General features: G+C 53.5%; 25 protein-coding genes. 8 read left to right on the forward strand and 17 right to left on the reverse strand.

Annotation, left to right across the window (positions count from 1 at the left end; all coding sequences use genetic code 11):
- Nucleotides 1-86: 86 nt before the first annotated feature.
- The 3 genes from WKI47_RS05600 to WKI47_RS05610 all read right to left on the reverse strand — a co-directional run bounded on the left by WKI47_RS05600 (nt 87) and on the right by WKI47_RS05610 (nt 2,563).
- Nucleotides 87-836 (reverse strand): amino acid ABC transporter ATP-binding protein, encoded by a 750-nt coding sequence (locus WKI47_RS05600; RefSeq protein ID WP_340226171.1) that lies wholly within the window; start codon nt 834-836, stop codon nt 87-89.
- A 25-nt stretch (nt 837-861) separates the two neighbouring features.
- Entirely contained in the window at nt 862-1,530 is a 669-nt protein-coding gene (locus WKI47_RS05605) for an amino acid ABC transporter permease (protein ID WP_340226172.1), read from the reverse strand.
- A gap of 190 nt (nt 1,531-1,720) precedes the next feature.
- Entirely contained in the window at nt 1,721-2,563 is an 843-nt protein-coding gene (locus tag WKI47_RS05610; protein WP_340226173.1) for an amino acid ABC transporter substrate-binding protein, read from the reverse strand.
- 386 nt (nt 2,564-2,949) lie between these two features.
- Here WKI47_RS05610 and WKI47_RS05615 point away from each other — a divergent pair, with 386 nt between their 5' ends.
- The 6 genes from WKI47_RS05615 to WKI47_RS05640 all read left to right on the forward strand — a co-directional run bounded on the left by WKI47_RS05615 (nt 2,950) and on the right by WKI47_RS05640 (nt 9,500).
- Nucleotides 2,950-4,044, forward strand: a complete 1,095-nt coding sequence (locus WKI47_RS05615; RefSeq protein WP_340226174.1) for an AI-2E family transporter — start codon at nt 2,950-2,952, stop codon at nt 4,042-4,044.
- A gap of 34 nt (nt 4,045-4,078) precedes the next feature.
- Nucleotides 4,079-4,537, forward strand: coding sequence for a VOC family protein (locus tag WKI47_RS05620; RefSeq protein ID WP_340226220.1), 459 nt, complete (start codon nt 4,079-4,081; stop codon nt 4,535-4,537).
- A gap of 64 nt (nt 4,538-4,601) precedes the next feature.
- The gene (locus tag WKI47_RS05625) at nt 4,602-6,212 is read left to right on the forward strand and encodes a gamma-glutamyltransferase family protein (protein ID WP_340226175.1); all 1,611 of its coding nucleotides are present in this window, start codon (nt 4,602-4,604) and stop codon (nt 6,210-6,212) included.
- Between the two features lie 162 nt (nt 6,213-6,374).
- Complete coding sequence (locus WKI47_RS05630) at nt 6,375-7,055, forward strand: general stress protein (RefSeq protein ID WP_340226176.1); 681 nt, start codon at nt 6,375-6,377, stop codon at nt 7,053-7,055.
- A 13-nt stretch (nt 7,056-7,068) separates the two neighbouring features.
- Nucleotides 7,069-7,698 carry a general stress protein gene (locus tag WKI47_RS05635; RefSeq protein WP_340226177.1) on the forward strand — a complete coding sequence of 210 codons (630 nt, stop codon included), beginning with the start codon at nt 7,069-7,071 and terminating at the stop codon, nt 7,696-7,698.
- A gap of 236 nt (nt 7,699-7,934) precedes the next feature.
- Nucleotides 7,935-9,500, forward strand: a complete 1,566-nt coding sequence (locus WKI47_RS05640) for a methyl-accepting chemotaxis protein (RefSeq protein ID WP_340226178.1) — start codon at nt 7,935-7,937, stop codon at nt 9,498-9,500.
- Nucleotides 9,501-9,562: 62 nt separating this feature from the next.
- Here the strand turns inward: WKI47_RS05640 and WKI47_RS05645 are convergent, their stop codons facing one another.
- Nucleotides 9,563-10,642, reverse strand: a complete 1,080-nt coding sequence (locus WKI47_RS05645; protein ID WP_340226179.1) for a M23 family metallopeptidase — start codon at nt 10,640-10,642, stop codon at nt 9,563-9,565.
- Nucleotides 10,639-11,805, reverse strand: a complete 1,167-nt coding sequence (locus WKI47_RS05650; protein WP_340226180.1) for a hypothetical protein — start codon at nt 11,803-11,805, stop codon at nt 10,639-10,641. The genes WKI47_RS05645 and WKI47_RS05650 overlap by 4 nt, the downstream gene beginning before the upstream one ends.
- A 287-nt stretch (nt 11,806-12,092) precedes the next feature.
- Between WKI47_RS05650 and WKI47_RS05655 the strand changes: the two genes are divergently transcribed.
- A complete protein-coding gene (locus WKI47_RS05655; protein WP_340226181.1) occupies nt 12,093-13,916 on the forward strand; it encodes a FapA family protein in 1,824 nt (607 codons plus the stop codon).
- Nucleotides 13,917-14,473: 557 nt separating this feature from the next.
- On the opposite strand, the gene WKI47_RS05660 is transcribed toward WKI47_RS05655, so the two are convergent.
- Nucleotides 14,474-15,109: an XTP/dITP diphosphatase gene (locus WKI47_RS05660; RefSeq protein WP_340226182.1), complete on the reverse strand. Its 636-nt coding sequence runs from the start codon at nt 15,107-15,109 to the stop codon at nt 14,474-14,476.
- Nucleotides 15,106-15,864, reverse strand: coding sequence for a ribonuclease PH (gene rph, locus WKI47_RS05665; protein WP_340226183.1), 759 nt, complete (start codon nt 15,862-15,864; stop codon nt 15,106-15,108). The genes WKI47_RS05660 and rph overlap by 4 nt, the downstream gene beginning before the upstream one ends.
- A gap of 310 nt (nt 15,865-16,174) precedes the next feature.
- Between rph and WKI47_RS05670 the strand changes: the two genes are divergently transcribed.
- Nucleotides 16,175-16,732 carry a phosphatidylglycerophosphatase A gene (locus tag WKI47_RS05670; RefSeq protein ID WP_340226221.1) on the forward strand — a complete coding sequence of 186 codons (558 nt, stop codon included), beginning with the start codon at nt 16,175-16,177 and terminating at the stop codon, nt 16,730-16,732.
- A gap of 63 nt (nt 16,733-16,795) precedes the next feature.
- Here WKI47_RS05670 and WKI47_RS05675 read toward each other — a convergent pair whose 3' ends face one another.
- From WKI47_RS05675 to WKI47_RS05720, 10 genes are all read right to left on the reverse strand, one after another.
- Nucleotides 16,796-17,566 (reverse strand): enhanced serine sensitivity protein SseB C-terminal domain-containing protein, encoded by a 771-nt coding sequence (locus WKI47_RS05675; protein ID WP_340226184.1) that lies wholly within the window; start codon nt 17,564-17,566, stop codon nt 16,796-16,798.
- A gap of 234 nt (nt 17,567-17,800) precedes the next feature.
- Complete coding sequence (locus tag WKI47_RS05680; RefSeq protein ID WP_340226185.1) at nt 17,801-17,953, reverse strand: hypothetical protein; 153 nt, start codon at nt 17,951-17,953, stop codon at nt 17,801-17,803.
- Nucleotides 17,954-18,160: 207 nt separating this feature from the next.
- Nucleotides 18,161-19,891: a copper amine oxidase N-terminal domain-containing protein gene (locus WKI47_RS05685; protein WP_340226186.1), complete on the reverse strand. Its 1,731-nt coding sequence runs from the start codon at nt 19,889-19,891 to the stop codon at nt 18,161-18,163.
- Nucleotides 19,892-20,344: 453 nt separating this feature from the next.
- Nucleotides 20,345-21,361, reverse strand: a complete 1,017-nt coding sequence (locus WKI47_RS05690; RefSeq protein WP_340226187.1) for an MBL fold metallo-hydrolase — start codon at nt 21,359-21,361, stop codon at nt 20,345-20,347.
- Between the two features lie 17 nt (nt 21,362-21,378).
- A complete protein-coding gene (locus WKI47_RS05695) occupies nt 21,379-22,611 on the reverse strand; it encodes an ATP-binding protein (RefSeq protein ID WP_340226188.1) in 1,233 nt (410 codons plus the stop codon).
- A gap of 236 nt (nt 22,612-22,847) precedes the next feature.
- Nucleotides 22,848-23,663 carry a DUF429 domain-containing protein gene (locus WKI47_RS05700; protein WP_340226189.1) on the reverse strand — a complete coding sequence of 272 codons (816 nt, stop codon included), beginning with the start codon at nt 23,661-23,663 and terminating at the stop codon, nt 22,848-22,850.
- Nucleotides 23,660-24,001 carry an HPP family protein gene (locus WKI47_RS05705; protein WP_340226190.1) on the reverse strand — a complete coding sequence of 114 codons (342 nt, stop codon included), beginning with the start codon at nt 23,999-24,001 and terminating at the stop codon, nt 23,660-23,662. The genes WKI47_RS05700 and WKI47_RS05705 overlap by 4 nt, the downstream gene beginning before the upstream one ends.
- A 36-nt stretch (nt 24,002-24,037) precedes the next feature.
- Nucleotides 24,038-24,697 carry an NUDIX domain-containing protein gene (locus WKI47_RS05710; RefSeq protein ID WP_340226191.1) on the reverse strand — a complete coding sequence of 220 codons (660 nt, stop codon included), beginning with the start codon at nt 24,695-24,697 and terminating at the stop codon, nt 24,038-24,040.
- Nucleotides 24,698-24,743: 46 nt separating this feature from the next.
- Nucleotides 24,744-24,884 (reverse strand): hypothetical protein, encoded by a 141-nt coding sequence (locus WKI47_RS05715; protein WP_340226192.1) that lies wholly within the window; start codon nt 24,882-24,884, stop codon nt 24,744-24,746.
- Between the two features lie 72 nt (nt 24,885-24,956).
- Nucleotides 24,957-25,697, reverse strand: a complete 741-nt coding sequence (locus WKI47_RS05720; RefSeq protein ID WP_340226222.1) for a metallophosphoesterase family protein — start codon at nt 25,695-25,697, stop codon at nt 24,957-24,959.
- Nucleotides 25,698-25,844: the final 147 nt, after the last annotated feature.

Consider the following 25,844-nt stretch of genomic DNA (forward strand, 5'->3'; position numbering starts at 1 on the left):
GATCTTTGAATAGCCGTTAAGCAAATCGGCAAAATAAAAAGCTGCCGGAATTGCGTTCCGGCAACTTTCGTCATGTTCGTTCGGCTTCAATCTTTGGCGGTCAGCAGATTCAAAAATTGGGAAGCGCGATCGCTGGACGGGTTTTGCAGCACTTGCCGCGGCGATCCTTGCTCCAAAACGACGCCGTTATCCATCAGCACGACGGTATCCGCCGCTTCCGCGGCGAACTTCATTTCGTGCGTGACCACGACCATCGTCATGCCTTCGGCAGCCAACTCTTTCATGACTTTCAGCACTTCGCCGACCAGCTCGGGATCAAGCGCGGAAGTCGGTTCGTCGAACAGCATCACTTCGGGATCGGTCGCCAGCGCCCGGGCGATTCCGACGCGTTGCTGTTGGCCGCCGGAGAGTTGGTGCGGATAAGCATCTTCCTTCCCGCTCAAGCCTACTTTTGCCAGCAGCTCCATGGAACGCTTGCGCGCTGCATCTTTATCGCGCTTTTGCACCACGACCTGAGCTTCCATGACATTTTCCAGTGCCGTTTTATGCGGAAAAAGATTATACGATTGAAACACCATGCCGGTGTTTTGACGCAGCTTCAGTACCCGTTGCTTGTCAGCCTTGCGGCGGCCGTCGAATTCGATACTCGTCTCGCCCAATTGGAGCGATCCGGCGTCCGGCATCTCCAACAGGTTCAAACAGCGCAGCAGCGTCGTTTTTCCCGAGCCGGAAGGGCCGATGATCACGAGCACTTTCCCTTTTTCCAACGATAAATCAATGCCTTTGAGCACTTCCAGCGACCCGAACGATTTATGCAAATTACGAATTTCGATCATGGGATCTGACTCCTTTCCGGTCGGTTTATTGGGCGGAGAAACGGGATAGACGCTTCTCCATCACACTTTGCAAAGCGTTCAATATCGTACAGATGGCGAGGTAGATAACGGCCGCTTCCGTATACATCAGCAACGGTTCGTAAGTGGTGGCCGTAATCTGTTTGGCGACCTGGAACAACTCGACCACCGTTACGGTGTAAGCGAGCGACGTGTCTTTGACCAGGCTGATAAAAGAGTTCGACAGCGGCGGTACCGATACGCGCGCGGCCTGCGGAAGAATAATGCGCCAGAGGGCCTGACCGCGTGTCATGCCGAGCGAATACGCAGCTTCCCATTGGCCGTTCGAGATCGACTGGATTGCGGCGCGGACGATTTCGGAATTATAAGCGCCCATATTGAGCGTAAAAGCGATCACTGCGGCCGGAAACGGATCGAACTCGATCCCGATACTTGGCAGTCCGAAGAAAATGATAAACAGCTGCACCAGCAGCGGCGTACCCCGGATTACCCATACATAAAAAATAGCGATTTGGTTCAATACGGGGATTTTCCACACCCGCACCAGGGCCACCAAAACCGCCAGAATCAAGCCCAAAACGAACGAGATGAGCGCGAGCGTAATCGTGTATTGCAGCGCGGCTTTGATCATCGGCCATAAGGAATCGATCACAATCTGAATTTTACGATCATCCATGCTTCTTATGCTCCTTCCGCCGCGATCGGCATTCTGTCAAACGTTCGTACTTCCCTTTTACACGAAAACGGCTAACCTGAACAAATAAAACGAGGCTGCCTCGGGACCCGCTTCGCGAATCCGGGGTAGCCCCGCTTCCGTTGAAACCGCGAACGGCTTCTTCCGTATCAGTAAAAGAAGTTCGCGGCCGTTACTTCGATACGTCTTTGCCGAAGTATTTCTCGGAGATCGTCGCGTACGTGCCGTCACTGTGCATATCGGCCAGCGCTTTGTTGACAGCTTCCACGAGTTCCGGCTGGTTTTTCGCGAACACGCCGCCGCTTTGCGAAGCGTCTTCGGCTTCAGCTACGACTTTCAGCGCGAGATCCGGTTTTTGCTTTTTCAGATCGAGAAACGACAGGTTGTCGTTGATCGTCGCATCGGCACGGTTGGAATTCAGCAGGTCGATCGCTTGTTGGAAACCTTCGATCGCTACGATTTCGGCACCGTTTTCTCTTGCGATATCAGCCAGGTTACTGGTCAGCGATTGAGCGGCCTTTTTGCCTTTCAGATCAGCCAGCGACTTGATGTCCGTGTTGTCTTCGCGAACGATCAGCACCGCGCCCGAAGAGATATACGGATCGGAGAAGTCATACTTTTCTTTGCGGTCGTCGCGGATCGAGACTTCGTTAAATACGGAATCGAAGCGTCCCGCATCGATTCCCGCGAGCAGGCTGTCCCACGGTGCTTCTTCGAACTGGGCTTCAACGCCGAGGCGTTTTGCGACTTCGCGGGCGATTTCGACGTCAAAACCGGTCAGTTCGCCGCTTGCGTCATGGTAAGTGAACGGCGGGTACGTACCTTCCGTACCGATCACGATCTTGCCGGCGGATTTAATCTTTTCCAAAGAGTTGCTTGCGGCAGCCGTGTTTTCTTCCGACGTGCCTGCATTATTCGTAGCGGCGGTGTTGCTGCTTCCGTTGTTGTTGCCGCAAGCGGCAAGCATCAGGGTCATCAGGATCGCAACAAGGCCGAGCATAGTCGCTTTTTTCATAATCGTTTCCTCCGATTGGGTCTAAGATGATTGGACAACATTTCCAGCAGGACGCAACCCGCTGGCAAACATTTAGGTCGTGCAAGATTGAATTTTACGACCTGTTCAACAGAAAGTCAATAGCTTTTCGGTTAATTCCTATTTATTTTATCGGCTTTAAAAAAAGACAACCGCAATACGCTGTTTATGCCCGCCCGTTCAAGTCTCGGCGCGCGCGGCGTGAACTTGTCGTTTTTCGTTTAATATATAGTACATTCGCTTGCTTGGGCCGCAGACGATACCGGCTTTATCGCCCAGCAGCGCTCGCAAAACGTCCGGCTAACCGATACTGCGGCAATGCTGCCGTTCGGGGATTCGGGCATATTCATAGAAGTAGGAGGACATACATGTTCAAAAATCGCTTTTTCGTCATCGGCGCGGGGGTCGCGCTTATTCTGCTGATCGTATTCCTGGGCACGCTGGTCAAATTCCTGTTCACGCCCGTCGTTTCGCTGGTCAGTTCCCTGGTGGTCCCGTTATTGATCGCCGCATTCTTCTATTACCCTCTACGTCCTCTGGTACGCTTTCTCGAACGCAAAAAATGGAAACGCTCCTGGTCGGTCATGCTGATCTTCGCCGTCTTCATTCTGCTGATCGTAGGCGCTGCGCTGTGGATCTGGCCGACCTTGCGCGATCAGATCGAGAGCTTTATCACCAACGCGCCGCAGCTTGCGCAGGACGCCGTCTACCAACTGCAACAACTGCAAAACAACCCGACGATCAGCCGGTTCATCCCGAGCGACGTCACGCAAAACCAGGATCTGCTCGATCGCTTGTCGGGCGTTCTGGACACTTCGATCACGTGGCTGTCGGACAATCTCACGAGCATGTTCTCCTTCTTGTCGAGCTTCGTGCTGGTTATCGCGACGTTCCCGATCCTGCTCTACTTCCTGCTTCGCGACGATCATAAACTGCCGGGCTACCTGATGAAGATATTCCCGAACCAGCAAAAAGAAGACGGAAAAATCATGCTGGGCGAAATGGACGACGCGCTGAACGGCTTTATTGCCGGACGGGTCATCGTAAACCTGATGCTTTGCGTGCTGCTGTATATCGGCTTCCTGATTATCGGCCTGCCGTATTCGCTGCTTCTGGTCATCATCTCGTTCTTCCTGAACTTCATTCCGTTTATCGGGGCCTTCCTCGCCGGAGTCCCGGTCGGCATCGTCGGCCTGATCGAATCGCCGAGCATGGCGATCTGGTCGATCGTCATCGTCATCGTGGCGCAATTGATCCAGAACAACCTGCTGGAACCGCTCGTATTCGGCAAACAACTGGACATGCACCCTTTGACCGTTATCGTTCTCCTGCTCGTCGGCGGCGACGTCATGGGCATTCTGGGCATGCTGATCTGTATCCCGATCTACATGGTCGTCAAGATCGGCATCCGCCATATTTACCAAATGTACCTGAAAAGCAAAATCAAAGGCACGATCAGTTGATCGTGTCTGCGAATCGCCTGCTCCGATAAACCGGATCACTGGCCGCTCTCTTCCCCCGGAAGAGAGCGGCTTTTTCCGATGGCCTGAACGCGTATGCTATACTAATCCCAATCTGGGACAGTCCGTACGCTTCTACGAAAAGGTGCTTGGCGAAGCTCCTGTTTATCTGCGCGGCAAAACGGCTTATTTCGATATTGCCGGACTTTGGCTCGCCTTGAATGAAGAAGCCGATATTCCTCGCGGCGATGTTCGTCATTCGTACACGCATTTTGCTTTCGCGGTCGCGGAAGAGGACCTCACGGAGTTGAAGCAAAGGCTTCAGGAAGCGCAAGCCGAAATCTTGCCCAGCCGCGCTCGTCTGGCAGACGGCGAAGGACACTCTTTTTATTTTCGCGATCCTGATGGCCATCTGTTGGAGTTCCATACAGGTACGCTTGCTCAGCGGCTGACTCACTATTCAAGCTTACATAACGAATCCGGTACGGAGGCTTAAAAGATCTTGGGGCAAAACCCGACTTCGCTCGTATTGATTTCACAGACAGGAGATGATGGATTCCATGCACTTCGACCCGCTCTATCAACCGTACCCTTCCCGCCGTCTCCCCACTTATGCTCGCAACGGCATGGTTGCCACCTCTCAACCTCTGGCTGCTCAAGCGGGATTGGATATTCTCAAAGCAGGCGGCAACGCGATCGACGCGGCGATTGCTACAGCCGCGGCGCTCACGGTGCTGGAGCCTGCTTTTAACGGAATCGGCGGTGACGCTTTCGCTCTCGTGTGGACCAACGGCGAGCTGCATGGCTTGAATGCCAGCGGTCCGGCTCCTGCCTCTTTGTCTATTGACGCACTGAAAAAACAGGGAATCGAGGAAATGCCGAAATACGGTGTCGTTCCGATTACGGTACCCGGTGCTCCCGCTGCCTGGGCCGAACTTTCTCGTCGATTTGGACGCCTATCTCTTGAACAAACCCTTGAACCTGCGGTGCGTTATGCCGAAGAAGGCTACCCGATTCCTGCGAGTTTGGCTTATTTTTGGAATCGGGCTTACCGCATCTTCAGCAGCCAACTCAGCGGTGAAGCCCACGCCGAATGGTTCCGCACTTTTGCCCCCAAGGGTCGCGCTCCGCAAGCCGGCGAAATGTGGAGCTCCCCCGGCCATGCCGCTTCGTTGCGCGAGATCGGTCGGACTCATGCCGAATCGTTCTATCGCGGCGAGTTGGCGGCGAAGATCGCTAATCATCTCAGTGAACACAATGGATTTTTGACTGCTGACGATCTGGCTCGTTATCAACCGGAATGGGTCAAGCCTGTATCCGCTCGCTATCGCGATTGCGAAGTTTGGGAGATTCCGCCGAACGGTCAGGGTCTGATCGCCTTGATGGCCCTGAATGTTTTAGACGGCTTTGCTCCGGGCGAAAAAGATAGCGTTCCGACGCTGCATCGCCAGTTGGAGGCGATGAAGTTGGCTTTTGCCGATGGAGAAGCCTATATCGCAGATTCCAAGCATATGCGAACGTCCGTGGAAGGCTTGCTTTCCCGCGAATATGCGGACCGGCGACGGGCACTGATTTCCGACGAAGCGGCTCTCCCCGGTCCGGGTACCCCGCCTTCGGGCGGTACTGTCTATCTGGCTACGGCCGACGGCGAAGGGAATATGGTATCATTCATCCAAAGCAATTATATGGGCTTTGGCTCGGGGATCGTCGTACCCGGAACCGGTATCGCGCTGCAAAACCGGGGATTTAGCTTCTCGATGAACCCTCAGCACGACAACGCGCTGGCTCCCGGCAAACGCAGCTACCACACGATTATCCCCGGCTTCCTGACTCGCGGAGGCGAAGCCGTAGGTCCGTTCGGCGTCATGGGCGGCTTTATGCAGCCTCAAGGCCATGTTCAGCTTGTGATGAATACGATCGACTTCAACCTGAATCCCCAAGCCGCTCTCGATTCCCCGCGCTGGATGTGGGAGAACGGGAAAAGCGTTCAAGTCGAACCCGACTTTCCCATTCATCTTGCACAGGCGCTTATACGCAAAGGACATGAAATCAAAGTTGCGCCGGACAAAGGCATGTTCGGGCGTGGGCAGATCATCTGGCGCGATCCGTCCAGCGGCGTTCTTTGCGGCGGAACGGAAACGCGGAGCGACGGTTCAATCGCAGCCTGGTAGCCCGACTCAAACTCAAGCAAGCCCTTATGAACTGAGAGTCTTTCTCGCGGTTCATGAGGGCTTTTTCATTCCCTTTCACGTTTCTATTTCAAGTATAGGTTTAAATATGTGACGTACAGAAATTCGGTTCATCATCCTATTCAACATGAGGAGGACATCGATATGCATAGAAAAATTATCGGGATATTTGCCACGGAGCAGGAAGCTTCGCGGGCGATTGAAGAGTTAAAACAAACCGGCTACAACTCGGACGATATTTCGGCAGTGACCCGCAGTGCCGAAGAAGCACGCAAATTCGAAGACGAAACGGTTACGCTCGCCCAGGAAGGCGCTACGGGCGGCGCAGCGACAGGCGGCGTCATTGGGGGGGTCGGCGGACTTCTGGCGGGACTGGGCGCATTGGCGATTCCCGGCATCGGCCCCCTGCTTGCTGCCGGCCCGATTGCCGCGACACTGGCAGGCGCCGCTGTTGGAGCCGCTAGCGGAGGGTTAATCGGGGGGTTGATTGGATTGGGCATCCCCGAACATGAAGCCAAAGAATACGAAGCTATCGTGGGCGAAGGACGGATTCTGGTCATCGTGGATACCGAAGAAACCAATAGCAGCGAAATTTATCGGATTTTCCATCAAAATAATTCCCTGAACAGACGCTATGACGAAGAATTCGCCGACCTTCATGCAACAACGACAGATGATCCGTTGTACCGGGATACGCCCGCAATGGGCGCAACCAATATCGATGCGAATCGCATGGACGGAACGCCTGTCGGCAATCGGGGATTGGCAAGCCCGGCCGACTTGGAGACAGACCCGAATAATCCGCTCGACCGCACACGTAAATAAGGAGGACGACCGCATGATGCAAAAGATGGTAGGCGTATTTCTGACCGAACGGGAGGCCGCGGAAGCGGTCGAAGAGTTGAAGCGCTACGGGTATACAACAGACAATATCTCTATTGTGACGCGTGACCGCGATCATGCTGAGGAGATCCTGGATCAACATCACAATAAAGCTCCCGAAGGCGCAGCAGGCGGTGCGGCAGCGGGAGGGCTGTTGGGCGGCGTTGGCGGACTATTGGTCGGACTGGGCGCGTTGGCGATTCCGGGCATCGGTCCGCTATTGGCAGCCGGCCCGATCGCAGCCGCTCTGGCCGGTATTGCGGTCGGAGCCACCGGAGGCGGACTGGTTGGCGGATTGATTGGGCTTGGGATTCCCGAAGAGGAAGCGAAAGCCTATGACGAGCATGTTGGCGGCGGACGCGTATTGCTTATCGTGGAAGCAGACAGTGAGTCGCGCCCTGAGATCGAAGCCATTTTCCGCAATCATTACGCACTGAATCATACCCGGCTTGGCGGGTCCGATGATCGAACCGACAATCTGCAAGCCACTGCGCCGCCTGGAGTTTCTGGTCCTGTCGATACAGAGCATGGGACGCCTTCTTCACCGTTAGGTGAACCGGGCCTGCCTCCTCGCAGTCAACAATAGGTTCAGGCTTGCAACGAAGCTCAAAGCCGCTCTCTGTAAAATTTTTTATCGCAAACGTTTTCTGTTAGGTGGATTCTAAAATAAGGGTTTATTTGACTGTTTTCGCTTACATTTTTGAAAATTCGATATCACTTTTCGCAAAAAGCCCCTACACGCTTAGGGGCTTTTTGACGATAATGGAGATAGGTCTTTCATATGAGGCAACGTATGTATCTTACCGATGGGGAAGTGAGCACTTGAGCAATTATGAACGGGTCATGTATCAACGAAACAAAATCGTGATGTCTATTTTATGGGCTCTTTTCCTGCTTCTTGGAGCGGTCAGTCTGAATTTGTCGTTGCCTACGCAGATTGCGGCCGGCGCTTTCGGCGCGTTCGCGGCTGTTTTCACCGTATGCACGCTTCGCAAAAAAGCGCTAAACCTTCTGCCTTACGCGGCGGCGCTCTTTTTCTTCGTGGCTTACGCCGCCGTTCTTACCGATACGATCAATGTGCTGGCAGCGCTGGTGCCGGCCATTCTTTTGTTGCTGTACCCGCGTTACCGCTACGCGCTGCTTTATTCGGCGCTTACGGCCGTCGCTTTGCTGGTTTCCTGGTTTCGCGGCGCGGAAGTATTCGTTCCCGAAGGCCGAGCCGTCACTTTGATCTTTACGGTCGTGTTGTTCGTCGTTATCGCGGCGATCGCCGTTGCGATCGGCTTCGTGAACGAAAAGCTGTTCGCCAATTTGGCGGCTCAAAGAGAAAAAAGCAAAGCCGACGCCGCGCAAATCGATCTGGTATTGTCCCAGGTCAAAGCTTCGGTAGACGAACTGAGCAAATTCGCGCGCAAATCGAAAGAAAACGTAACGTTGAACGAATTGATCACGGGAGAAATCACCAATGCTTTTTCCCAAGTCGCGCAAGGCGCCGAAACCCAGGCCGACAGCGTATCCGATATTTCGGACAAAATGTCCGCGAGCGATCTGGAGATCGAAGGCGTCGTGCAAAACTCTTCCATGATGCGCAATCTGTCCGAGCATACGGCGAACGTGACCCAGGAAGGCTCCGGCCGGATGACGGATCTGCGCTCGCATATCGATGAAGTGTACGCGGTCATGAACGATACGGCGCACGATATGGAGCTGTTCCGTGAGCAAAACCAACAGATCGCCCAGATCTTGTCGACTATTTCCGAGATCTCCAGCCAGACCAATCTGTTGGCATTGAACGCGGCGATCGAAGCGGCTCGCGCAGGCGACGCAGGACGCGGTTTTGCGGTCGTATCCGACGAAGTGCGCAAGCTGGCCGAGCATTCCCGCGAATCGGCCGAACAGATCGGCGGCATTCTCGGCGAGCTGCAACACGGCACGGAGCGCCTGATGAGTCAGGTCCTGCGCGGACGCGAAGCCGCCGAGAACAGCCTCGGAGCCGCGCAGCGATCCGAACAGGCTTTGACCGAGATCAACGAAAACACGCATAAGCTGCTGGATCAGGCCGGAGAAGTCGAACACCGTTCCGAGAAAATGAAGATCTCTTCTTCGGAAGTCTCGGTGCAAGCCGTCGCGATCTCTGCGGTCACGCAGCAAACCAATGCCGCAATGGAAGAAATCCTGGCCGGCATGGGCGAGCAAAAATATATCACGGGCCAGATGAGCAGCAGCTTCAACCAATTGGAGAAGCTGATCGGCGATCTTCAGGAGCTGACCGCTTTGAAGATCGAAAACCTGGAAGCCGATCCGGCCCCGGAAGTCAAAATCCGCAAGAAAAAACGTCAGGCTGTCGAAGAAAGCCTATCCACGGATGGAGAGTCTATCGCAGGTTGATTTCTGCATAAAAAAAGCCATTCCTTGCCGCATTTTCGCGGTACGGGAATGGCTTTTTTCTATTACTGAATCGTAAACATGCGCGAAGCCGCATCGGCTCTTGCCGAAGACGCCGCATACAGTACCCGGTCCGGCTGCTTGTAGAACTGCGGCCATAAGCCGTGACGATACGCAGCGGAATTCGGAAACGTCGGATCATTCGCACGAATCGCGGCGGCATAGACATAGACCTTCTGTCCTTTTGCAGCTCCGGTCGCTTTTTTCAGATCGATTCGATAACGCAGCGTGTTCGCATTGTACAAACTAAATTTGGTCGTCGACATTTTCCATTTGCCGCTTGAGCCGATCTTGTAATGCAGTTGGATTTCCGCCGGACGGTTGCGATCATATTGATTGGTCTGCGGATTATCCGTTCCGGCATATGCGGTCAGATACAGCATATTGCCGTCCTGCCAGTCTGCCGATACATAGTCGAGATCCGAACCGGCATTCCAGGTCTCTAAAGAGGTATGCCGATAGAACAAATACATCGGCATCGTCTGGATATCCGCCGCTCCGCTCCGTCCCCGGCTCACCTGTTGGATATGCAAATGCGGGTTATAGCGTTTGGCGCGATCGACCGTGCCGATCACGGTCGTCTCTGTTACGTAATCACCGACGCGAATGCCGGACGAGCTTGAGCCAGCAGGATCGATATGCACGTACTGCATATATACGCCGTCCGGGGTTCCATCCCCATCCGTATCATGGTCGATAATCACACTGCCGAGTTGAGCGGAGGTATCCGGCTTCACTTCCGTCACTTTTCCCGGCAAAACGGCATATACCCGATCTCCCGACGCCATCGCCAGATCCGCCCCGTTATGCGGGTTGGTTCCGCTGACGACGTTACGCGGCTGGTTCGTTTTGCTTTCGACGGGCGAATAACGCTCGTATAGACCGTCGGCGTCGCTTCTGGCCGGCGTCATGGCAGGGGCGATCGACGCTTTGACGCCGTATTGTTGCAGAAATCTCGCGCCGTAATCGGCTGCCGACGCTGATGTTGCGGCTCCAAGCATAAGCAAAACGCCAGCGGTCAGCCCCACTTTGCGCTTGATGCCGCCGCGCGTTCCCGGTTTCTTTTTCCCGTGATCGACGTTCATTCGACTACCTCCTTGCCGATGTCCAGGACATAGGTGGATTCCCCTGCCGTTGTGCGATTGCGCGCCTGGACCAGCAACGTCTTTTCATCCTGCCAGGAAACGCCGATGATCGAAGCGCCCGCCGGCTCCTCGAATGTGTGAGCTTTCAGCGTTTTGGCGTTAAGCAGGATCAACGTCGAACCCCGGCTCGAACGATCCGGCGCATTCACCAAAGCAAACCAGGGTCCCGCATCAGAAGAGGCTATAGAACGAAGATGATTCAGCCCGCTACCTCGAAACGTATGCTGCTTCCCTGTCGACAAATCGCGTACGTTCAATGAACCGTCCGTCGTCTGGGACAGAAGGTGACTGCCGGACACGGCCGAGACGGAAAAGCCCGAGACCAACTTGGCCGAAGCCCCGCTTCCGCTGTCCACCTGCACGATTCCGTTATCGCCCAGATCCAGATAGAAGCGGTTTTTGGCATCCCATCCGAGCAGCGTGTATCCGGCTCCATAGATCTTTTTCTCCGTGCCCGTACGCAGGTCTTTGATCCAGTTCTCGCCGTCTTCATTGCCCGTAACGGTAATATTGCGAGTCGTCCAGTAAAGCAGCTTGGTTCCGTCGGGACTGAGCGAAGCGCGCTGGCCCCAGACCACCATTTTCGCCGAGCCGCCGGATACCGGGCCGCGCGCCGTTTTGCGAGTCGTACCGGTTTCCCCTTTTAAGAAGACAGACAATGTGCGCTTCTCCGGGTCAAGCCTATAAATGGACGCCGCGACTTCCACCAGCACCCGACCGTCCGGCAGCGTAAGCAGCTCGTACCCCAGGTCCGGCGAAGGCAAAACGCGTATTCCGCTCCCCGATTGCGCGTAGCGGAACGTCAACGTTTGGTTCAACCCGTCTGCCGCAAGCTTCGCCGTAAACGTTCCGGTCGAACCTTCCGCCGCGGCGGTTCCTGCACGCTTGGCCGCTTTGCCTGTCGCCGGGTCGATCGAAGACGCTGCCTGCTGCTTGTCCGCGCGTCCGGGCATATGGACCAAAAATCCTTGATCGGCGGCTTGCCGCCCCGTCGCTTTGTCGGCTCGCGCCCATATTCCGGAATCCGCCAACGCGATGCCCGCAGCAAGCGAGAGCGCCAGGATCAACGTGCCGGAAACCGTGATCGTAATCCTTTTTCGCATCTGGTTTATCGTTCCTTTCTCCTGTTTTCGGTAGAATATTTCGTTGCGATCAATGTACCCGAAAAAACTTCAGGATGCAATAAATCGGTCTATTTGGAAAAGGTTATTGAAAAATAGGTCTGAAGGTATTATTCTATTCTTTGACAAAGACCTATATCTTGGTTTACATAGTCCTAACTTTGAAGGAATTCAAATTAAATCATGCCTATAGACCCAGCTTAAATTCGACAATAGTATCCGATCGTGCCCTCGTTACACTGTCATCATCCAGAAGGAGGTCTTTTCGCATGCCTTATTCCGCACCGGAAAAAGAAAACGCTACCGAGTCGACCGCCGCCGGCGGAGCCTCCGGGTCTTCGGAGTCTCGCCCTGCCCCGGCCGACGGCAGCATCGAAGTAAACGGCGGCGCCGTCCGCGTCGTCGATCCGGGCGAAGACGGCGCGTATGCGCTACTCGTTCCGCTCCCGCCGCTTCGGCTATGGCTGAACGGCGTGGAATTGTCGGCCGCTTCGCCCGTTCGCGCAAGCGACCGGATCGAATGGGAACAAGCGGACGAACCTTTGTACGAGATCGCCGTCTCGCCGGATCGGATGTCGGCGGATATCCGCGTGTTTGCCGAAGTCGGTTACGCATGGACGCTGCAAAACCATCCGCCCGCGGCAAAACTGTCCCCCCAAGCGATTCCCGACCGGGATAAACCGCCTGTGCGCAAGCTGGAAATCGCCGAAATCATGGCGGAGGTCGGCAAGCTCGGCATCCGCAAAAATCTGGACGTGCCCGCTGTCGTGCAAGCGCTTCAAGACGCGGACGGCATGCCTGTGCGTTTTGCGGTCGGTCTGGCGCCGGAAGCCGGGACCGATGCGGAACTTGAGCTTTTTTTCGGCGAAAAAATCGAAAACGCGTTCGAAGAAATCGCCGGAGCGCTTGATTACCGCAACCATTTGCGTATTCCTTCCGTGCAGCCCGGCGATGTATTGGCGCGCCTGATTCCGTCTCGTCCCGGCACGCCCGGATACGACGTCTACGGGGAAACCATCGAGCCGCCGCCCGTGCGCGAGATCGATCTGCGCGCGCGGCAGCATGTGGAAGCGTGCGGCGACGGCATGTTCGTCGCGACCAAAGCGGGCCGCCCCTGCATCGCCGACGGACCCGTCCGTTATCTGGATATTTCGGACGCTTACGTGGTCGCGGGCGACGTCGATCTGAAAACGGGCCATATCGTCTTTTCCGGCGACGTCGCGATTCACGGCAGCGTGACCGACAATATGATCGTCGAATCGCTCGGCAACGTCTACGTGTCCGGCGGAGTTTATCATTCCACGATCACGGCTGCCGGCAGCATTATCGTGCAAGGCAGCGTGATCGGAAGCCGACTGTATTCCGGCAGCTTCGGCTTGTCGTTCAATCGGCTGTATCATCTGTCGCAGCAGTTGACGTCCGAGATCGGCATGCTGCTGCAAGCTTCGCGCACGTTGTACGAAGAAGTCGGCAAGCGCGGGCAGTCCGCCCGTTTCGGACAGGTGGCTTTGCTGCTGCTCAAAAGCAAATTCAAAGACATCCAGCCCAAAATCCGCGAGCTGCTTCAAGTGCTGGTGACGGTGCAGCGAAGCACGGGCGCTTCCTCGAACGAATTCGCCGACGCGCTGAACCTGCTGTTGTCTCCCGCGCAGATGATCGAATCGCTCGACGAAACGGTGCTTGCGCATCTGCAAACCCATCTGGAGCGAGAGCATTCGTTCGTGACGGATATGCAGCAGGGCGAATCGAAAATCGAATTGTCCCGCTGCCAAACCAGCACGGTCAAATCCAACGGCGATATATTGATCCATAAAGAAGGCGTATTGCAAAGCGACCTCTATTCTACCGGCTCGATTACGTTCGGCCATCCGTCCTCGGTCTGCCGAGGCTCCTGCCTGGAAGCGGAAGACCGGATCGACGCGAGAACGGTAGGCAGCGCGGGCGGCGCTCCGTGCATTCTCCGCGCGCGGCGGACGGTCTACGTGTACCGCATGTTCGAAGGCAAAGTGTCCGCGGGCGGACTTCATCGCGACGTGCTGACTCCGGTGCAGGATTTTACGTTCGGATGTTTGGAAGAAGCGGGGAAGACGTGAAAAACCGGAGTCGCTAAAGGGAAATTCATTCGGAACGCTGTCTCGCTGAATGTCCCTCTCCGCTTGGCGCGTTGACCTCGTAGTGGAGAGTTTAAAAAAAGCCCAGCGCCAAAAAAGAGCGCTGGGCTTTTTGCAAATAATTGCGTATATGCACTTATTTGCTTCAAGTATTGCGGTTTCAGCGAAATAAATGCGTATATCCATCTAATTTCTCGATCTCGCGGCAGTTAGCGCGTTTTTGCTCGAAATAACTGGATATACGCATTTATTTTAAAATTCGGGAACGATCCAAGCAAAATAGTTGCATTTCAGCATTTATCGTCAGTCCATACAAGCAAATTTCGAAAAAAGCGGCAACTTCGCAGCTAACGCTGCCTTCCGAGTTCCTCGCAGAGGATCGCATCGCCTATCGCTCCCGCGCCGAAGTTCAACACCGTCCGCGAATCGGGTAGCTTATCTTGAATAAATTGCAGGTTTAAGTTCGGCTGAAACGCGCAGGGTTCTAGTGCGTTTCAGATGGGCTAAACCATTCATTAATCCAAGACAAGGTACTGGGCTCAGCCCAATTTCGCGATCAGCCGTTCGAGAGCTACGCCGCGGTGGCTGATGCTTTGTTTTTCTTCCACGCTGAGTTCGGCCATGGTGCGCTCGAATTGCGGGACGTAAAACAGCGGATCGTAGCCGAAGCCGCCGACTCCGGCGGTCTCGGACGTGATCCAGCCTTCGACTTCGCCTTCGGATTCGAGGCTGCGGCCCGTGGCCGGATCGTACAAGGCCAGGGCGCAGACGAAGCGTGCCGCGCTAAGTAGCGGCTGCTCGGTGTCGTCGCCTTGACGCAAACGCATCAATTCGTCAAGCAGCTTGGCGTTGTTCGCGGAATCATCGCCATGTTCTCCGGCGTAGCGCGCGGAAAAGATGCCGGGTGCGCCATCCAACAGATCGACGCAAAGCCCCGAATCGTCGCCCAATACGGGCAGGTTCAGGAAATCTCCGATTTCTTTGGCCTTTTTGAACGCATTTGCCGCAAAGGTATTACCGTCTTCCACGACTTCGGGAGCGTCCGGGTATTCGTGCAGGCTGTGTACTTCTTTTCCGAAAGGAGCCAGAGCATGACGGAATTCCCGAACCTTCCCCATATTGCGGGTTGCCACTACGACGATCTGCTTGTTGTCGCCGCTCATTCCTTCGATCATGCCAAGCCCCCGATCTCATGGTTGCCGATCTTCAATGCGTTCGCACCCAATGCCTGCTTTTGAACGGAAATCATTTGCTGCACGCCGATCTCGCCCAGCTCCAGCATCTGATTCAATTCCGCGCGGCTGAAAGGACGGTCTTCGCCCGTTCCTTGCAGCTCGACGAACTCGCCGGAGCCTGTCATCACTACGTTCATATCGACAGCCGCGTTGCTGTCTTCATCGTAACGCAGATCCAGCAACGCCTCGTTTTCCACGACGCCTACGCTGACCGAAGCCAGGAAATTGGTGATCGGGTAGCGTTTGAGCTTGCCTTGTTCTTCCAGCTTGTTCACAGCCAGGCACATCGCGACAAAAGCCCCCGTAATCGAGGTTGTACGCGTGCCACCGTCTGCCTGGATAACGTCACAGTCAACCGTGATCGTCCGCTCTCCCAGCGCTTGCAGATCGACAACCGAACGCAACGCGCGGGCGATAAGGCGCTGGATTTCCATCGTGCGTCCGCCAAGCTTGCCTTTAGCCGATTCACGGATGTTGCGCGTATGCGTGGCGCGAGGCAGCATCGAATATTCAGCCGTTACCCAGCCGCGTCCTTGTCCCTTCATAAAAGGAGGAACCTTCTCCTCGACGGTCGCGTTGCAAATGACTTTCGTATCGCCGACTTCGATCACGACCGAACCTTCGGCATATTTATTCGTATTGATCTCAAGCTTGACCGGACGAATCTCATCCGGCTTTCTGTCATTCCTACTCACTTCGTTGTCCTCCCGTATCCGCAATATGACGTTGAGCAAACCGTACAGTAACCGTTTTGAATCTGCGAAGCAACGTCATATTTGGCGCTTCGTTCCCTTCATTTTAGCAAACTGGGACGCCAAACGCACGGTCATTCGCTTTTTTGGCAGGATTTTGGTTCAGGAGCATCCAATATGTACAGATGTTAGGTATGCGGAACGACGGACGACCCCGAAAATCCGTTTTCCCCGCAGATGTTTGACTACCTTTTACGAACCCGAGGTGAATCTTATGCAAACTCCGGAAAAACCGACAGCCAAAGAAGAACAAATGGGCATCCCCGAACGTCAAGCCTACTCGCTCAACAGCCGCAAGGTCGCGGAAGCGACAAGAAGCTGGCTGGTACAACGCGGCATCAAGATCGAAGAAATCGCCGAGCTGGTTCTCTTTTTGCAGAAAAAATATTATCCCGGCCTGACGATGGAAGAATGCGTGCATAACGTGGAAAAGGTGCTGGAAAAGCGCGAAGTCCAAAATGCCGTACTGACCGGTATTCAGCTCGACGTACTCGCGGAAGAAGGCAAATTGCTATCCCCGCTGCAAGAAATGATCAACAACGACGAAGGGCTTTACGGAGTCGACGAAATTTTGGCCCTCTCGATCGTGAATGTCTACGGCAGTATCGGATTGACCAATTTCGGTTATGTCGATAAGTTGAAGCCGGGCGTCCTGGAGCGATTGAACGATAAAAGTCTCGGTCCGGTGCATACGTTCCTGGACGATATCGTAGGCGCGATCGCTTCGGCTGCCAGCAGCCGCATTGCGCACAATAAGCAAAGCGAGCGCGAAGTCGAGATCGAGTTGCCGAAAGAACCGGGCGACGATTAAAAAATAGGATCGGAGTTTTGGATCTTGCGACCCCAACTCCAATCCCCATTCGGATGCCAAGCGCTATCGCGCAAACATTTTTTTTCGTTTATGCTTTTGGTAAAAAGGCGTGCAGTCCGATTCAAAGTACGTTTCCAGCCCACTCGTTCCGTCGAGCCGAAGAAAGTCGACGGGCGGGTCGGGCACCCGTGCCGAAGAAGCCCGGCCTCCAGCAGCACGAACGACCTCGTTCCAGTCCCCATCTGCCTCCACGGCAATCAGCGTATGCGGCGGATCGCCGGTTTCCGGATTGTAGTAGTGGGCGTTATAGGCCAGCTTCACGTTGGGCAGCGCATGGAACACTTCCGCCAATTCGCTTAGCAACTCGTGCGGTTCTTTCGCGGGACGTCCCAACATGACCTGAGTTTCCTGATCGACCGTATAGCTTTGCGGATCACCCAAAATACGGCCATCGAGAATCGATTCGATCTCGGAAGCCGGAAATTCCTTCGCGAATTCGCCTCCAGGATTCAACCAAACATCCGATCCCCGGACCAAACCGAATAAGTCGATCGCATTCATGGACAAATACCGCATCTCCCGATCAATGAAGCGCTGCAACATCGGCAGGGAGCTAAATACGGGTAAATAGGCTTTTCCTTCAATCTCTACGCTAGGTAATCGGACGGTCGTTTTTTCCCGCAGAACCCCTTGTTCCGCCGGTACGTCACCGCCCATATGCAGCGTGTACAGCTCCGAGCGCTGAAGCTCCTCGTAAAACTCCCTTCTTCGCGAGGGGTCTTCCACTGCGGCAGAAAGAACTCGCTCCAGTTCGTTTTGAGGTTCAAAGCTCATAATCTTCCTCCTTTTGATGCCCGATTGCTTGATCCCAATCCGGTACGCCGTACCCGACTATTGATTTTGAACTGCATCACTTGTCACAACTTCGCCAAAAAAAGGATAGAAAACTTTTCATTGGATATTTTATACCCATTTGCTGACTAAATAAAAAAGAAGGAATCCCCGATTCCGGGAATTCCTCCTTACGTCCTGCTTCGATCGCGCCTTCAGTCCTGATCCGTGTCAGCTTCAGACCGAACTTTTCTCGGCTTCTTCGTCTTCCCGAATACTGACTTCCTCGAATCCTTCGTCTTTCGGACCTACGTAACCGCGCAACACATCGTCATAATAATCGTCGTAATCATACCAGTCTTCATAAAGATCGGATTTCTTTTGCAGCATCGAAATCTCCTCCTTGTTCTGATGGATATGAGAGGTTGCTACCGTTAGCGTACCAGCCGAAGCGTATATCGTCAAAAGGAATCAACGGCGTTAACGAACAAGAAAACGACATAAAGCCGAGGTGCCTGCAAAAGAAGCAGGCACCTCGGCGAATTATGGCTTTTTACAGCGTTATTCTGGGTTTAATCGTTGTTCGTTTAAGGCGGATTACATCGACTTCGTCAGCGTAATCATCCAGTTGTTGCTGTTAACGTTGAAGTCCCAGCCCAGCAGACCCGTGATAAAGCGAAGCGGTACGACCGTACGGCCGTTTTCGTCCGCGAATACTTTGGCGCCTACGGATTGTCTTTCGCCGTTGACTTCCATGAAGTCTTTGCCCAACCAGAATTTCAGCGTGTCGTTGCCGGCCATAACCGTCACTTCGTTCGCTTTCTTATTCCATTTGACTTGGGCGCCGATGCCTTCGCTCAGGAAGCGCAGCGGTACATAAGTGGTGTTGTTCCAAACGCGCGGCATCGTATCCATTTTGGTCGTTTTGCCGTTCAGCGTCAGGTTCGGGCTACCGATTTGCATCGTAACGGTTGTTTTCGTACCCGTTGTCGGTGTCGTAGGCGTTGTTGGAGTCGTCGGCGTTGTCGCAGGCTCTTGGAATTTCGCGTTGAATTGGTCCACGATCGCGCCGCTGAGCAGTTTACCCACGTCGAACATCAGGGCATAACCTTCGCGCTCCGTTTTGTACGAACCTGTGTAGTTTTTAGCCGCGTATTGGTCCAGTACTTGTTGCACCTGGTTTTCGTGTGCCGTCAGTCCTTCCAGCGCTCCGGCTTCCGGAATACGTTTCTCGGTTGCCGCGCTCAGGAATGCTGCCATTTCTTTGGTGAATTTCGTGATTTGGGCTTTGGCCGCTGTAATCGCCGCTTGGTCTCCGCTCTTCACGGCTGCTACGTATTGCGCTTGTACGTTGATATGGTCGGTCGTCCACAGTTTCTCGAACTGATCCGCTCCCGCATTGCCGTAGACCGAAGCGATTGCCGCTTTGAAGTCTTTGGTATTGCCGGCTTCAGCCGTTACCAGCGCGCTGCTGCTTGCGCTCATGCCGTCAAATTGCTCTTGCATTTGCAGCGTAGCCAGCGCGAAGTGCTCCGCGAACAGATAGTTCAGCGCCGATCTCAGATCGCCAGCCGGCGTATCGGCTTTGGTGTTTTCGAATTTCTCCGGCATTTGCGTTACGATTGCCGTCGAAAGGGCTTCACTGATCGTGAACATCGTGTTCAGACCTGTGCGGTAAGCGGTGTAAGCGCCTGTGTAGTCGCCCGCTACATATTTATCGAAAGCTTGTTGAACCTGATCTTCGTGCAGACGAATCGCTTTTTCTGCTGCTGCTTGCGGAAGTTTGCCGCCTGTCGCCGTTCCCAGGAAAGCGGAGAATTCTTTGACGAATTTCTCGACTTCGGCTTTTGCCGCTTGAACGCCTGCCGTGTTACCGGCTTTTTGCGCTTTTACCAGATCGTCTGTCGCTTTGTTGTGGGCGCTGAAGATACGGCCGAACTCGGCTGCGCCTTCTTTGCCGTACAGCGATTCGATCGCCGGCAGCATGTCGCTTGCGTTCTGATTCAGTGCTGCGAACGAGGCTGCCGCGTCAGGCGAACCTTCGTAAGTTTTGATCATCGAATCAACGGCCAGTTGGAAGTGCTCGGAAAGCAGGTGATCCAGTGCCGATCTCAGTTCAACCGCTGGCGTTGTCGTCGATGCTTTCATAGTCGTCATTGTAGCTGCTGTTGCTGCGACGTTCGTCGTTGCTGTTGCGCTTGCTGCGTGTACCGGAGCGGCCCCCGCCACTGTCGGAACAACCAATGCCAGACCGAGTACAGGTACCATGATCTTCTTGGCATTAAACTTCTTCGACTCGAGATTCTTCACGTTGAACATTTTAAACATCTTAATCCCTCCAATTGTGTGTGTGTATCTTGTTGGTGTGTCTGGGTATTCGTCTGTGTTGTTGTTTGTTCTTGTGCCTCTCGCTTACATTGGGTGAAACGCAGAGTTCGAAAGTTTGGATCACATGTTTTTAAATTTTTTTGAAAATTGTTTTTCGGGCCTGATCCTTCGGCCGTGATCGGCGAGCCCGAACTCAATCTCCAATTGAATTTTTATCCATTTGATTAGCTGATTTAGATTTACTGAAATCTGTTTGATACAAATCTAGTTGTCGACTCTCTTAATATAAACATGGTTCGTAAGGGCTAACCAAGCAAAACCCAATATTTCAATTTTTATTTTTCAAAGACTTTTGACTCGCGAAAAAAGCCCTTGTTCTGCTCATTAAAAGTTGCTGCATATAAAAAAGCTTTCAAAACCCCGTATGAGGTCTTGAAAGCTTTTTTACGCTGACTATTCCGTTTTATTCAAGCCGAAACGCACTTCTTGCTCCTGGTATCTTTTGGCCCTACCCCGATCTTCCAGCTCCACCAGATGCGCGATCGTCTCCGACAACGCAAAGCGCAGCTGATGAATGCCGAGCGAATCGCCGAACAAGGAAATACAGATGTCATAAGCGCTTTTCGGTTGCCCTTGCAGCAGTTCCTCCATCCGGTTTAGCCGCTGCTCGTGATGCTCCAACAGTTGACGCGTACGATCCGAAAAGTGTTCAAACGGATCTCGATGCCCCGGGAAGGCCTTCGTTACATCCAAAGCTCCCAGCGTACGCAACCCCGCCAGATAGGAACGGAGCGGATGCTCGTCACCTCCGGGACTGTATGAGATATTCGGCGAAATACGGGGCAATACCGCATCCCCACACAAAATGATCCCTGTCGCTTCTTCAAAAAAGGACAGATGCCCCTCCGCATGGCCGCCTGTCTCGATCGGATGCCACAGCCTTCCGCCGAAGCGGATCGGCAAGCCGGGTTCAATGACAGAAATCTCGGGCTGCGGATCTACTTGCGGCAAAAATCCGGCCAAATGCGCAGGAAGTTCCTTCAAGCGTTCAGGTGTCATACCATGCAGACGACATAACGCAATCGAAGCTTCGGCAAAATCGGTCGTGCCCGGTTCTTGCTGTGCTCCGCCCCAATTGCGCCAAGCCGCTTCGCTCGCCGCTTTCGACATCCAGACTTGTGCTCCGCTTTGCTGTTGCAGCCAGCCGGAGAGTCCGTAATGGTCAGGATGATGATGGGTCAGCACGATCGAAGCGATATCGGGCAAGCGAATCCCCAATTCTTCAAAAGCTTCATGCCAGATCGCTTCATTCTCCGGCGAGCGCGGCCCCGGATCGACGATGGTCCAACCGTCTTCGCCTTGCAGGACGTAACTGTTTTCCCAGCGCAGCGGGAAGGCCATTTCCGTCCGTACGCGTGTAAATTCGTCGTACCGGGTTATTGTTGATTTGCCCATATGGCTTTGCGTCATTCCTTTCGACTCCGAACTCAATCCTGAACGTTTTTGTCCATGGCCAGAATCGCGTTCAGCAGATGCAGTTTTCGAATCGGCTTCGTAATGATCGAACGGAAGCGGCTTCTTTCTTCATCCTCCACTTTTTCGCCAAGACGCGCAAGCAAAAAGATATTCAGGCCTTTGATTTCGGATAAACGGGCGAACGTTTGGTTCTCGTGTATGGTTGAGCGATCGGCTAATAGAATATCGAATTCTCCGTTGCGTGCGCGCTCTATTAATCCGGCATCCACTTCTTTTTCCGCTTGCACGGACGCCCCCCACCCTTCGAGCATGTTCGAGATAACGTCGCGCGATGTGTCCTGACGTTCCAACAGCAAAAATCTCATGCCGCTCAATACATCGTTTTCGAAAGGTATCGAGGGGATATCCGTATAACGCTCGAACGAAAGCACGATCTCTATAGATGTTCCTTCATTTTGACGACTGGATACTTCGATTTCTCCGCCCAGCAATTCGACCAGGTTTTTCGTGATGCTCAGTCCCAGCCCGCTGCCTCCGTAGTGGTGTTCCGCATTCTCGTGAACTTGGGCGTACACGTCGAAAATACGGGCAACCTGATCTTCGGACATACCGATTCCGGTATCCCGTACAGCGAAACCGACATTGATCCGATCTTCGTAGAGCGAAGGCATACGTTTTAATTCGAACACGATTTGCCCCGTATGCGTAAATTTAATCGAATTTTGCATCAGGTTAAGGAAAATTTGACGCACCTTCAAAACGTCGCCGATCACGAACAAAGGAATTTCGGACTCGACATCCAAAATCACTTCCACCTCTTTTTTGAATGCTTGAGGAGCAAGCATATACATCAAATCCTCGACTGTGTTGACCACATCGAACGGATTGTTTGCGATTGTCATTTTGCCCGCCTCTAAACGACTCATATCCAGAATGCCGTTAATTAGCTCCATCAACGATTCATTGCTGGTTTGAATGATTTCCAGGTAACTTTTCTGCTCTTTCGTCAAACGCGTGTCGCTTAGCAAATCGGTCATGGCTATGATGCCGTTGGCAGGATTGCGAATCTCATGGCTAAGAAACGCGACGAAATTCGCTTTATTTTTCAGCGCCCGCTCTGCTTCTTCTCTCGCTTGGCTTTCTTGCTCAAGCAGCAGACGAAGGCGATCCTGCTCGGTTACGCAATGCTCGTATTGTTGTTGAAGCCGATCTATTTCCTGTTTGCAATTCTGTTCGTTTACCATAAATAGCACCTCTTCGGGCATGATGAATACTCACCAGTCGTAATAGGTCTATATACCCGATGCTTGCCTGCTCCTAACGTTTTTTTGACAAAAACCATGCGCGGCGAGTCTTTTTCGTGACGCTTTTCGTCGTGAGTTCCGCGGTCTGCGCATCCTGTTCCATATCCTTGAAAAAGAAAACGGCGACTTCCGCAAACCGGAAATCCCGTCTCTTTTTCAAATGTTCACAGGTTGTTTTACGCATACACAATATTCATTTCCAGTCTGCCGTCGTAATCAAACTGCCGCCGCTCGTTTCGGGTCACGTATTTGGCGGACGTGCGGCCGGAAACAATGCGATGCGCCATAACCGCCAACGCAGCGGCATCAAGCAAATCGTCTTTCGCCATCTGCTTTCTGGAAAAAAGATCAAACCCTTTTTCGATCTCCGCACGCGACACTCCGGCTTCATGCAAAATATCCAAACGTTCGAGCTGTCCTTCCGCTTCTTTTTTTCCGTGCAAAGGCGCTTCGTCCAACTTGGCGTTCAGTCTCAAAAAAGCAAGTTCCGGGTGCGATTCTTCGATAAAACCTGCAACGGGAAGATCTTGCCGCAACCTTGCCGCTAAAAAATCGTCCGTTTCCCGAATCTTCGGCAAAATATTGAGGGTTTGTCGGCTTAGTTTGCGCCCTGTCGCTGCCGCGTTGGCGGCCGACGGGTCTTCCGCGTCAAGCGCTTGACGCGCGGGAACCGGAAACACGCTGGACTTGCGGCGCTTGGGCAGCAGTTTTCGACAGTCGCGGTCGCAGTTCCGATCTTCCACTTCGTTCAACACTCCCGCGTTGCCTTCGGGAAGCCCGATCGGAATATCGATCAGAACGCGGTCGAGCTGCGCATTCGGCGACAGGTACCGCCATAATTCGGATAAGTTCGGGTATACGGCGACATACGGGGATCGAAGTTGCTCAGTGCCCGGCATTCCTTCGATCACGACGGCAATCCAGCCGCCCGGACAGCCGTCCACGCCGATTCCGCGATAGATGACATCCGAAGTCTGCTGCTTTATGTTCACTTTTCGTCCTCCGACTCATATTCCGATTCCGCGCGCTTCACGTCGAATTCCCGGCTGCGACGGCGGATATCGTTCAGATCGCTTCGCCACTTGTCTCCGGCCCGATTGAACAAAGCGGCAACGAGCAGGATCAACCCTATTCCGATCAGCACAATCGCCAGCCAAAACATCCAGTACCCTCCACTATCCATCAATGCGGTCCCGTAACGCCCCGGCGGAGTATACCAACTGTTCACTTCCGGCAAACGCAGAACCGCCGCAATATGTACGCCCAGGTACAATAAGCTTCCGCTAAGCAGAAACAAGCCACCGATCGCGGTCTTTATCATTCTGTCCATCAACAGCCCCTCCCTTTTCCGACATATAACCGCGATTCACACTGCTTCAAATCCCGCCAGATAAGCGCGCAGAATCGCCAGATCGCGACAGCGGATAAAATGTCCCGAGTAGCTTTTGGGTTGGTCATTTTCCATCAGGCGCAGCGCTTCTTCCGGTTGTACCCATATCGCCTCGAATCCTCCTGCTTGCTCTTCCTCGGTAAATTGCGATTCACCCGGTGAACCGACAAGCACGGCCGAATACGCGTACGAGAACTGCTTGAGCTTATAGGCTGCAATATACTCCGCCGTCATGCCGATCGTGCCCGTGACTTCGATCTGCGCACCGGTTTCTTCGAGCATTTCGCGGCGAAGCGCCGAAAAAACGTCTTCGCCCTGCTCGATTCCGCCGCCCGGCAGCTTATGATAGCCATCTTGTTCGACGTGCATCAGCACCATCCGTCCGTTACCATCCAACAGTACGGCCCGAGCTGCTTGGCGCAGAGCGTAATGATCTTCGTCTATAGAACTATCGGTACTCTTCTCAGCAAACAGTTCGGCATCCCGGATCTCAACGAGAAGCTCGGGCTTCATATAATTTAATAGATAAAACTCCGATTCCGGTACAGGTGCTCCCACTGCAATTCGACGTAATTCCTCCAGTCGAAAAGCTTGAGCGGGAGATATGGTTACGCTCTGTTCAGCTTCTTTTGGCATAGATATGGAATCGCTCCTCGGTTTGAGATCGTGATTAAATACTCTCCTATAAGCGTCTAAGCTCTTTCAAAATCTGACCCAACGTATGCGCGATCTGTTCATCCGCTTCGGCTTTTTTTCTCAACCTGGATTCGATAATCGCAACCTCGACGGCAACGAATATCAATAGTAGAAAGATCAAAAACAAGATTATACCTCCTCCGATTCTTTTCCTTCTATATAAGAACGAAGGTCGAAGATGAATCGTTATGTCTGATGTTTAATTTCCTACCCCGTGAAAAATCCGTAAAATAAAATCCGCATCCGGCACGCCGAGTTCATGATAAGCACGAAGAAAGGCAGAGTTATCATAAGGGACACCTACCGTTTCCGCACTTATCCCTGTAGGGTCGATCTCAATCACTCCGAAACGAGCAACTGCACCGCCGCAGCCCAGTGCTCCAGGATTGAAGTACATACGCTGATCCGAGCAAAATTCATGCACAATATGATGATGGCCGAATGCAATCAAATCATACGGGGTGTCCAGATACATCGCGTCCAGCGCCTCAATAGACGGGGCAGCATTGATCGGTAAAAAAGAACCCTGCCGATCCGTATGATAATGAGTGAATAGCAATTTTCGCCCCTCGATTTCCATCTCCAATTGCCTCGGCCAAGACGCCATTACCTTCGCATACGCAGGATTCAGACGCGCGGCCAGCCAAGCATGATGCTCACGCTCGCCTTCGTGCCCCGCAGGCGCAGGCCTTCCTTCATAAGCGGCCAACACGGCATCTTCATGATTTCCGCTGACATAATGGAGATTGGGACGGTTCATTAACAGCTCTATCGCTTCATTCGAATCCGGCCCGATCCCGATAACATCGCCCAAGCTATATATGCGATCGATCCCTCTTCGGTCCAACTCGGCCAGAACAGCTTGCAGGGCCGGAGCATTGCCGTGAATGTCCGTAATGAGTGCGATTTTTTCCAAGCCAGCCGATGTAAAAGACTTCATTTTCCTCACCAACCCGTCTCCTTCCTGCACGTATATTCTTCCAAAAGACAGCTACCAGTTCTTTCTATTATACTTATCAACCTGTCTCAAAGCAGGGGAAAAAAGCACCTACCGAATAACCTCGGCAGATGCTTATCGCTGCTTTAT

Origin of the sequence: Saccharibacillus sacchari (assembly GCF_037722395.1) — a bacterium.
GTDB classification, from domain to species: domain Bacteria; phylum Bacillota; class Bacilli; order Paenibacillales; family Paenibacillaceae; genus Saccharibacillus; species Saccharibacillus sacchari_A.

Coding starts and splice junctions, on each gene's coding strand:
- WKI47_RS05600 (WP_340226171.1), bottom strand. CDS start 836: ATGATCGAAATTCGTAATTTGCATAAATCGTTCGGGTCGCTGGAAGTG.
- WKI47_RS05605 (WP_340226172.1), bottom strand. CDS start 1,530: ATGGATGATCGTAAAATTCAGATTGTGATCGATTCCTTATGGCCGATG.
- WKI47_RS05610 (WP_340226173.1), bottom strand. CDS start 2,563: ATGAAAAAAGCGACTATGCTCGGCCTTGTTGCGATCCTGATGACCCTG.
- WKI47_RS05615 (WP_340226174.1), top strand. CDS start 2,950: ATGTTCAAAAATCGCTTTTTCGTCATCGGCGCGGGGGTCGCGCTTATT.
- WKI47_RS05625 (WP_340226175.1), top strand. CDS start 4,602: ATGCACTTCGACCCGCTCTATCAACCGTACCCTTCCCGCCGTCTCCCC.
- WKI47_RS05630 (WP_340226176.1), top strand. CDS start 6,375: ATGCATAGAAAAATTATCGGGATATTTGCCACGGAGCAGGAAGCTTCG.
- WKI47_RS05635 (WP_340226177.1), top strand. CDS start 7,069: ATGATGCAAAAGATGGTAGGCGTATTTCTGACCGAACGGGAGGCCGCG.
- WKI47_RS05645 (WP_340226179.1), bottom strand. CDS start 10,642: ATGAACGTCGATCACGGGAAAAAGAAACCGGGAACGCGCGGCGGCATC.
- WKI47_RS05650 (WP_340226180.1), bottom strand. CDS start 11,805: ATGCGAAAAAGGATTACGATCACGGTTTCCGGCACGTTGATCCTGGCG.
- WKI47_RS05655 (WP_340226181.1), top strand. CDS start 12,093: ATGCCTTATTCCGCACCGGAAAAAGAAAACGCTACCGAGTCGACCGCC.
- WKI47_RS05660 (WP_340226182.1), bottom strand. CDS start 15,109: ATGATCGAAGGAATGAGCGGCGACAACAAGCAGATCGTCGTAGTGGCA.
- WKI47_RS05670 (WP_340226221.1), top strand. CDS start 16,175: ATGGGCATCCCCGAACGTCAAGCCTACTCGCTCAACAGCCGCAAGGTC.
- WKI47_RS05675 (WP_340226184.1), bottom strand. CDS start 17,566: ATGAGCTTTGAACCTCAAAACGAACTGGAGCGAGTTCTTTCTGCCGCA.
- WKI47_RS05680 (WP_340226185.1), bottom strand. CDS start 17,953: ATGCTGCAAAAGAAATCCGATCTTTATGAAGACTGGTATGATTACGAC.
- WKI47_RS05685 (WP_340226186.1), bottom strand. CDS start 19,891: ATGTTTAAAATGTTCAACGTGAAGAATCTCGAGTCGAAGAAGTTTAAT.
- WKI47_RS05690 (WP_340226187.1), bottom strand. CDS start 21,361: ATGACGCAAAGCCATATGGGCAAATCAACAATAACCCGGTACGACGAA.
- WKI47_RS05695 (WP_340226188.1), bottom strand. CDS start 22,611: ATGGTAAACGAACAGAATTGCAAACAGGAAATAGATCGGCTTCAACAA.
- WKI47_RS05705 (WP_340226190.1), bottom strand. CDS start 24,001: ATGGACAGAATGATAAAGACCGCGATCGGTGGCTTGTTTCTGCTTAGC.
- WKI47_RS05710 (WP_340226191.1), bottom strand. CDS start 24,697: ATGCCAAAAGAAGCTGAACAGAGCGTAACCATATCTCCCGCTCAAGCT.
- WKI47_RS05720 (WP_340226222.1), bottom strand. CDS start 25,697: ATGAAGTCTTTTACATCGGCTGGCTTGGAAAAAATCGCACTCATTACG.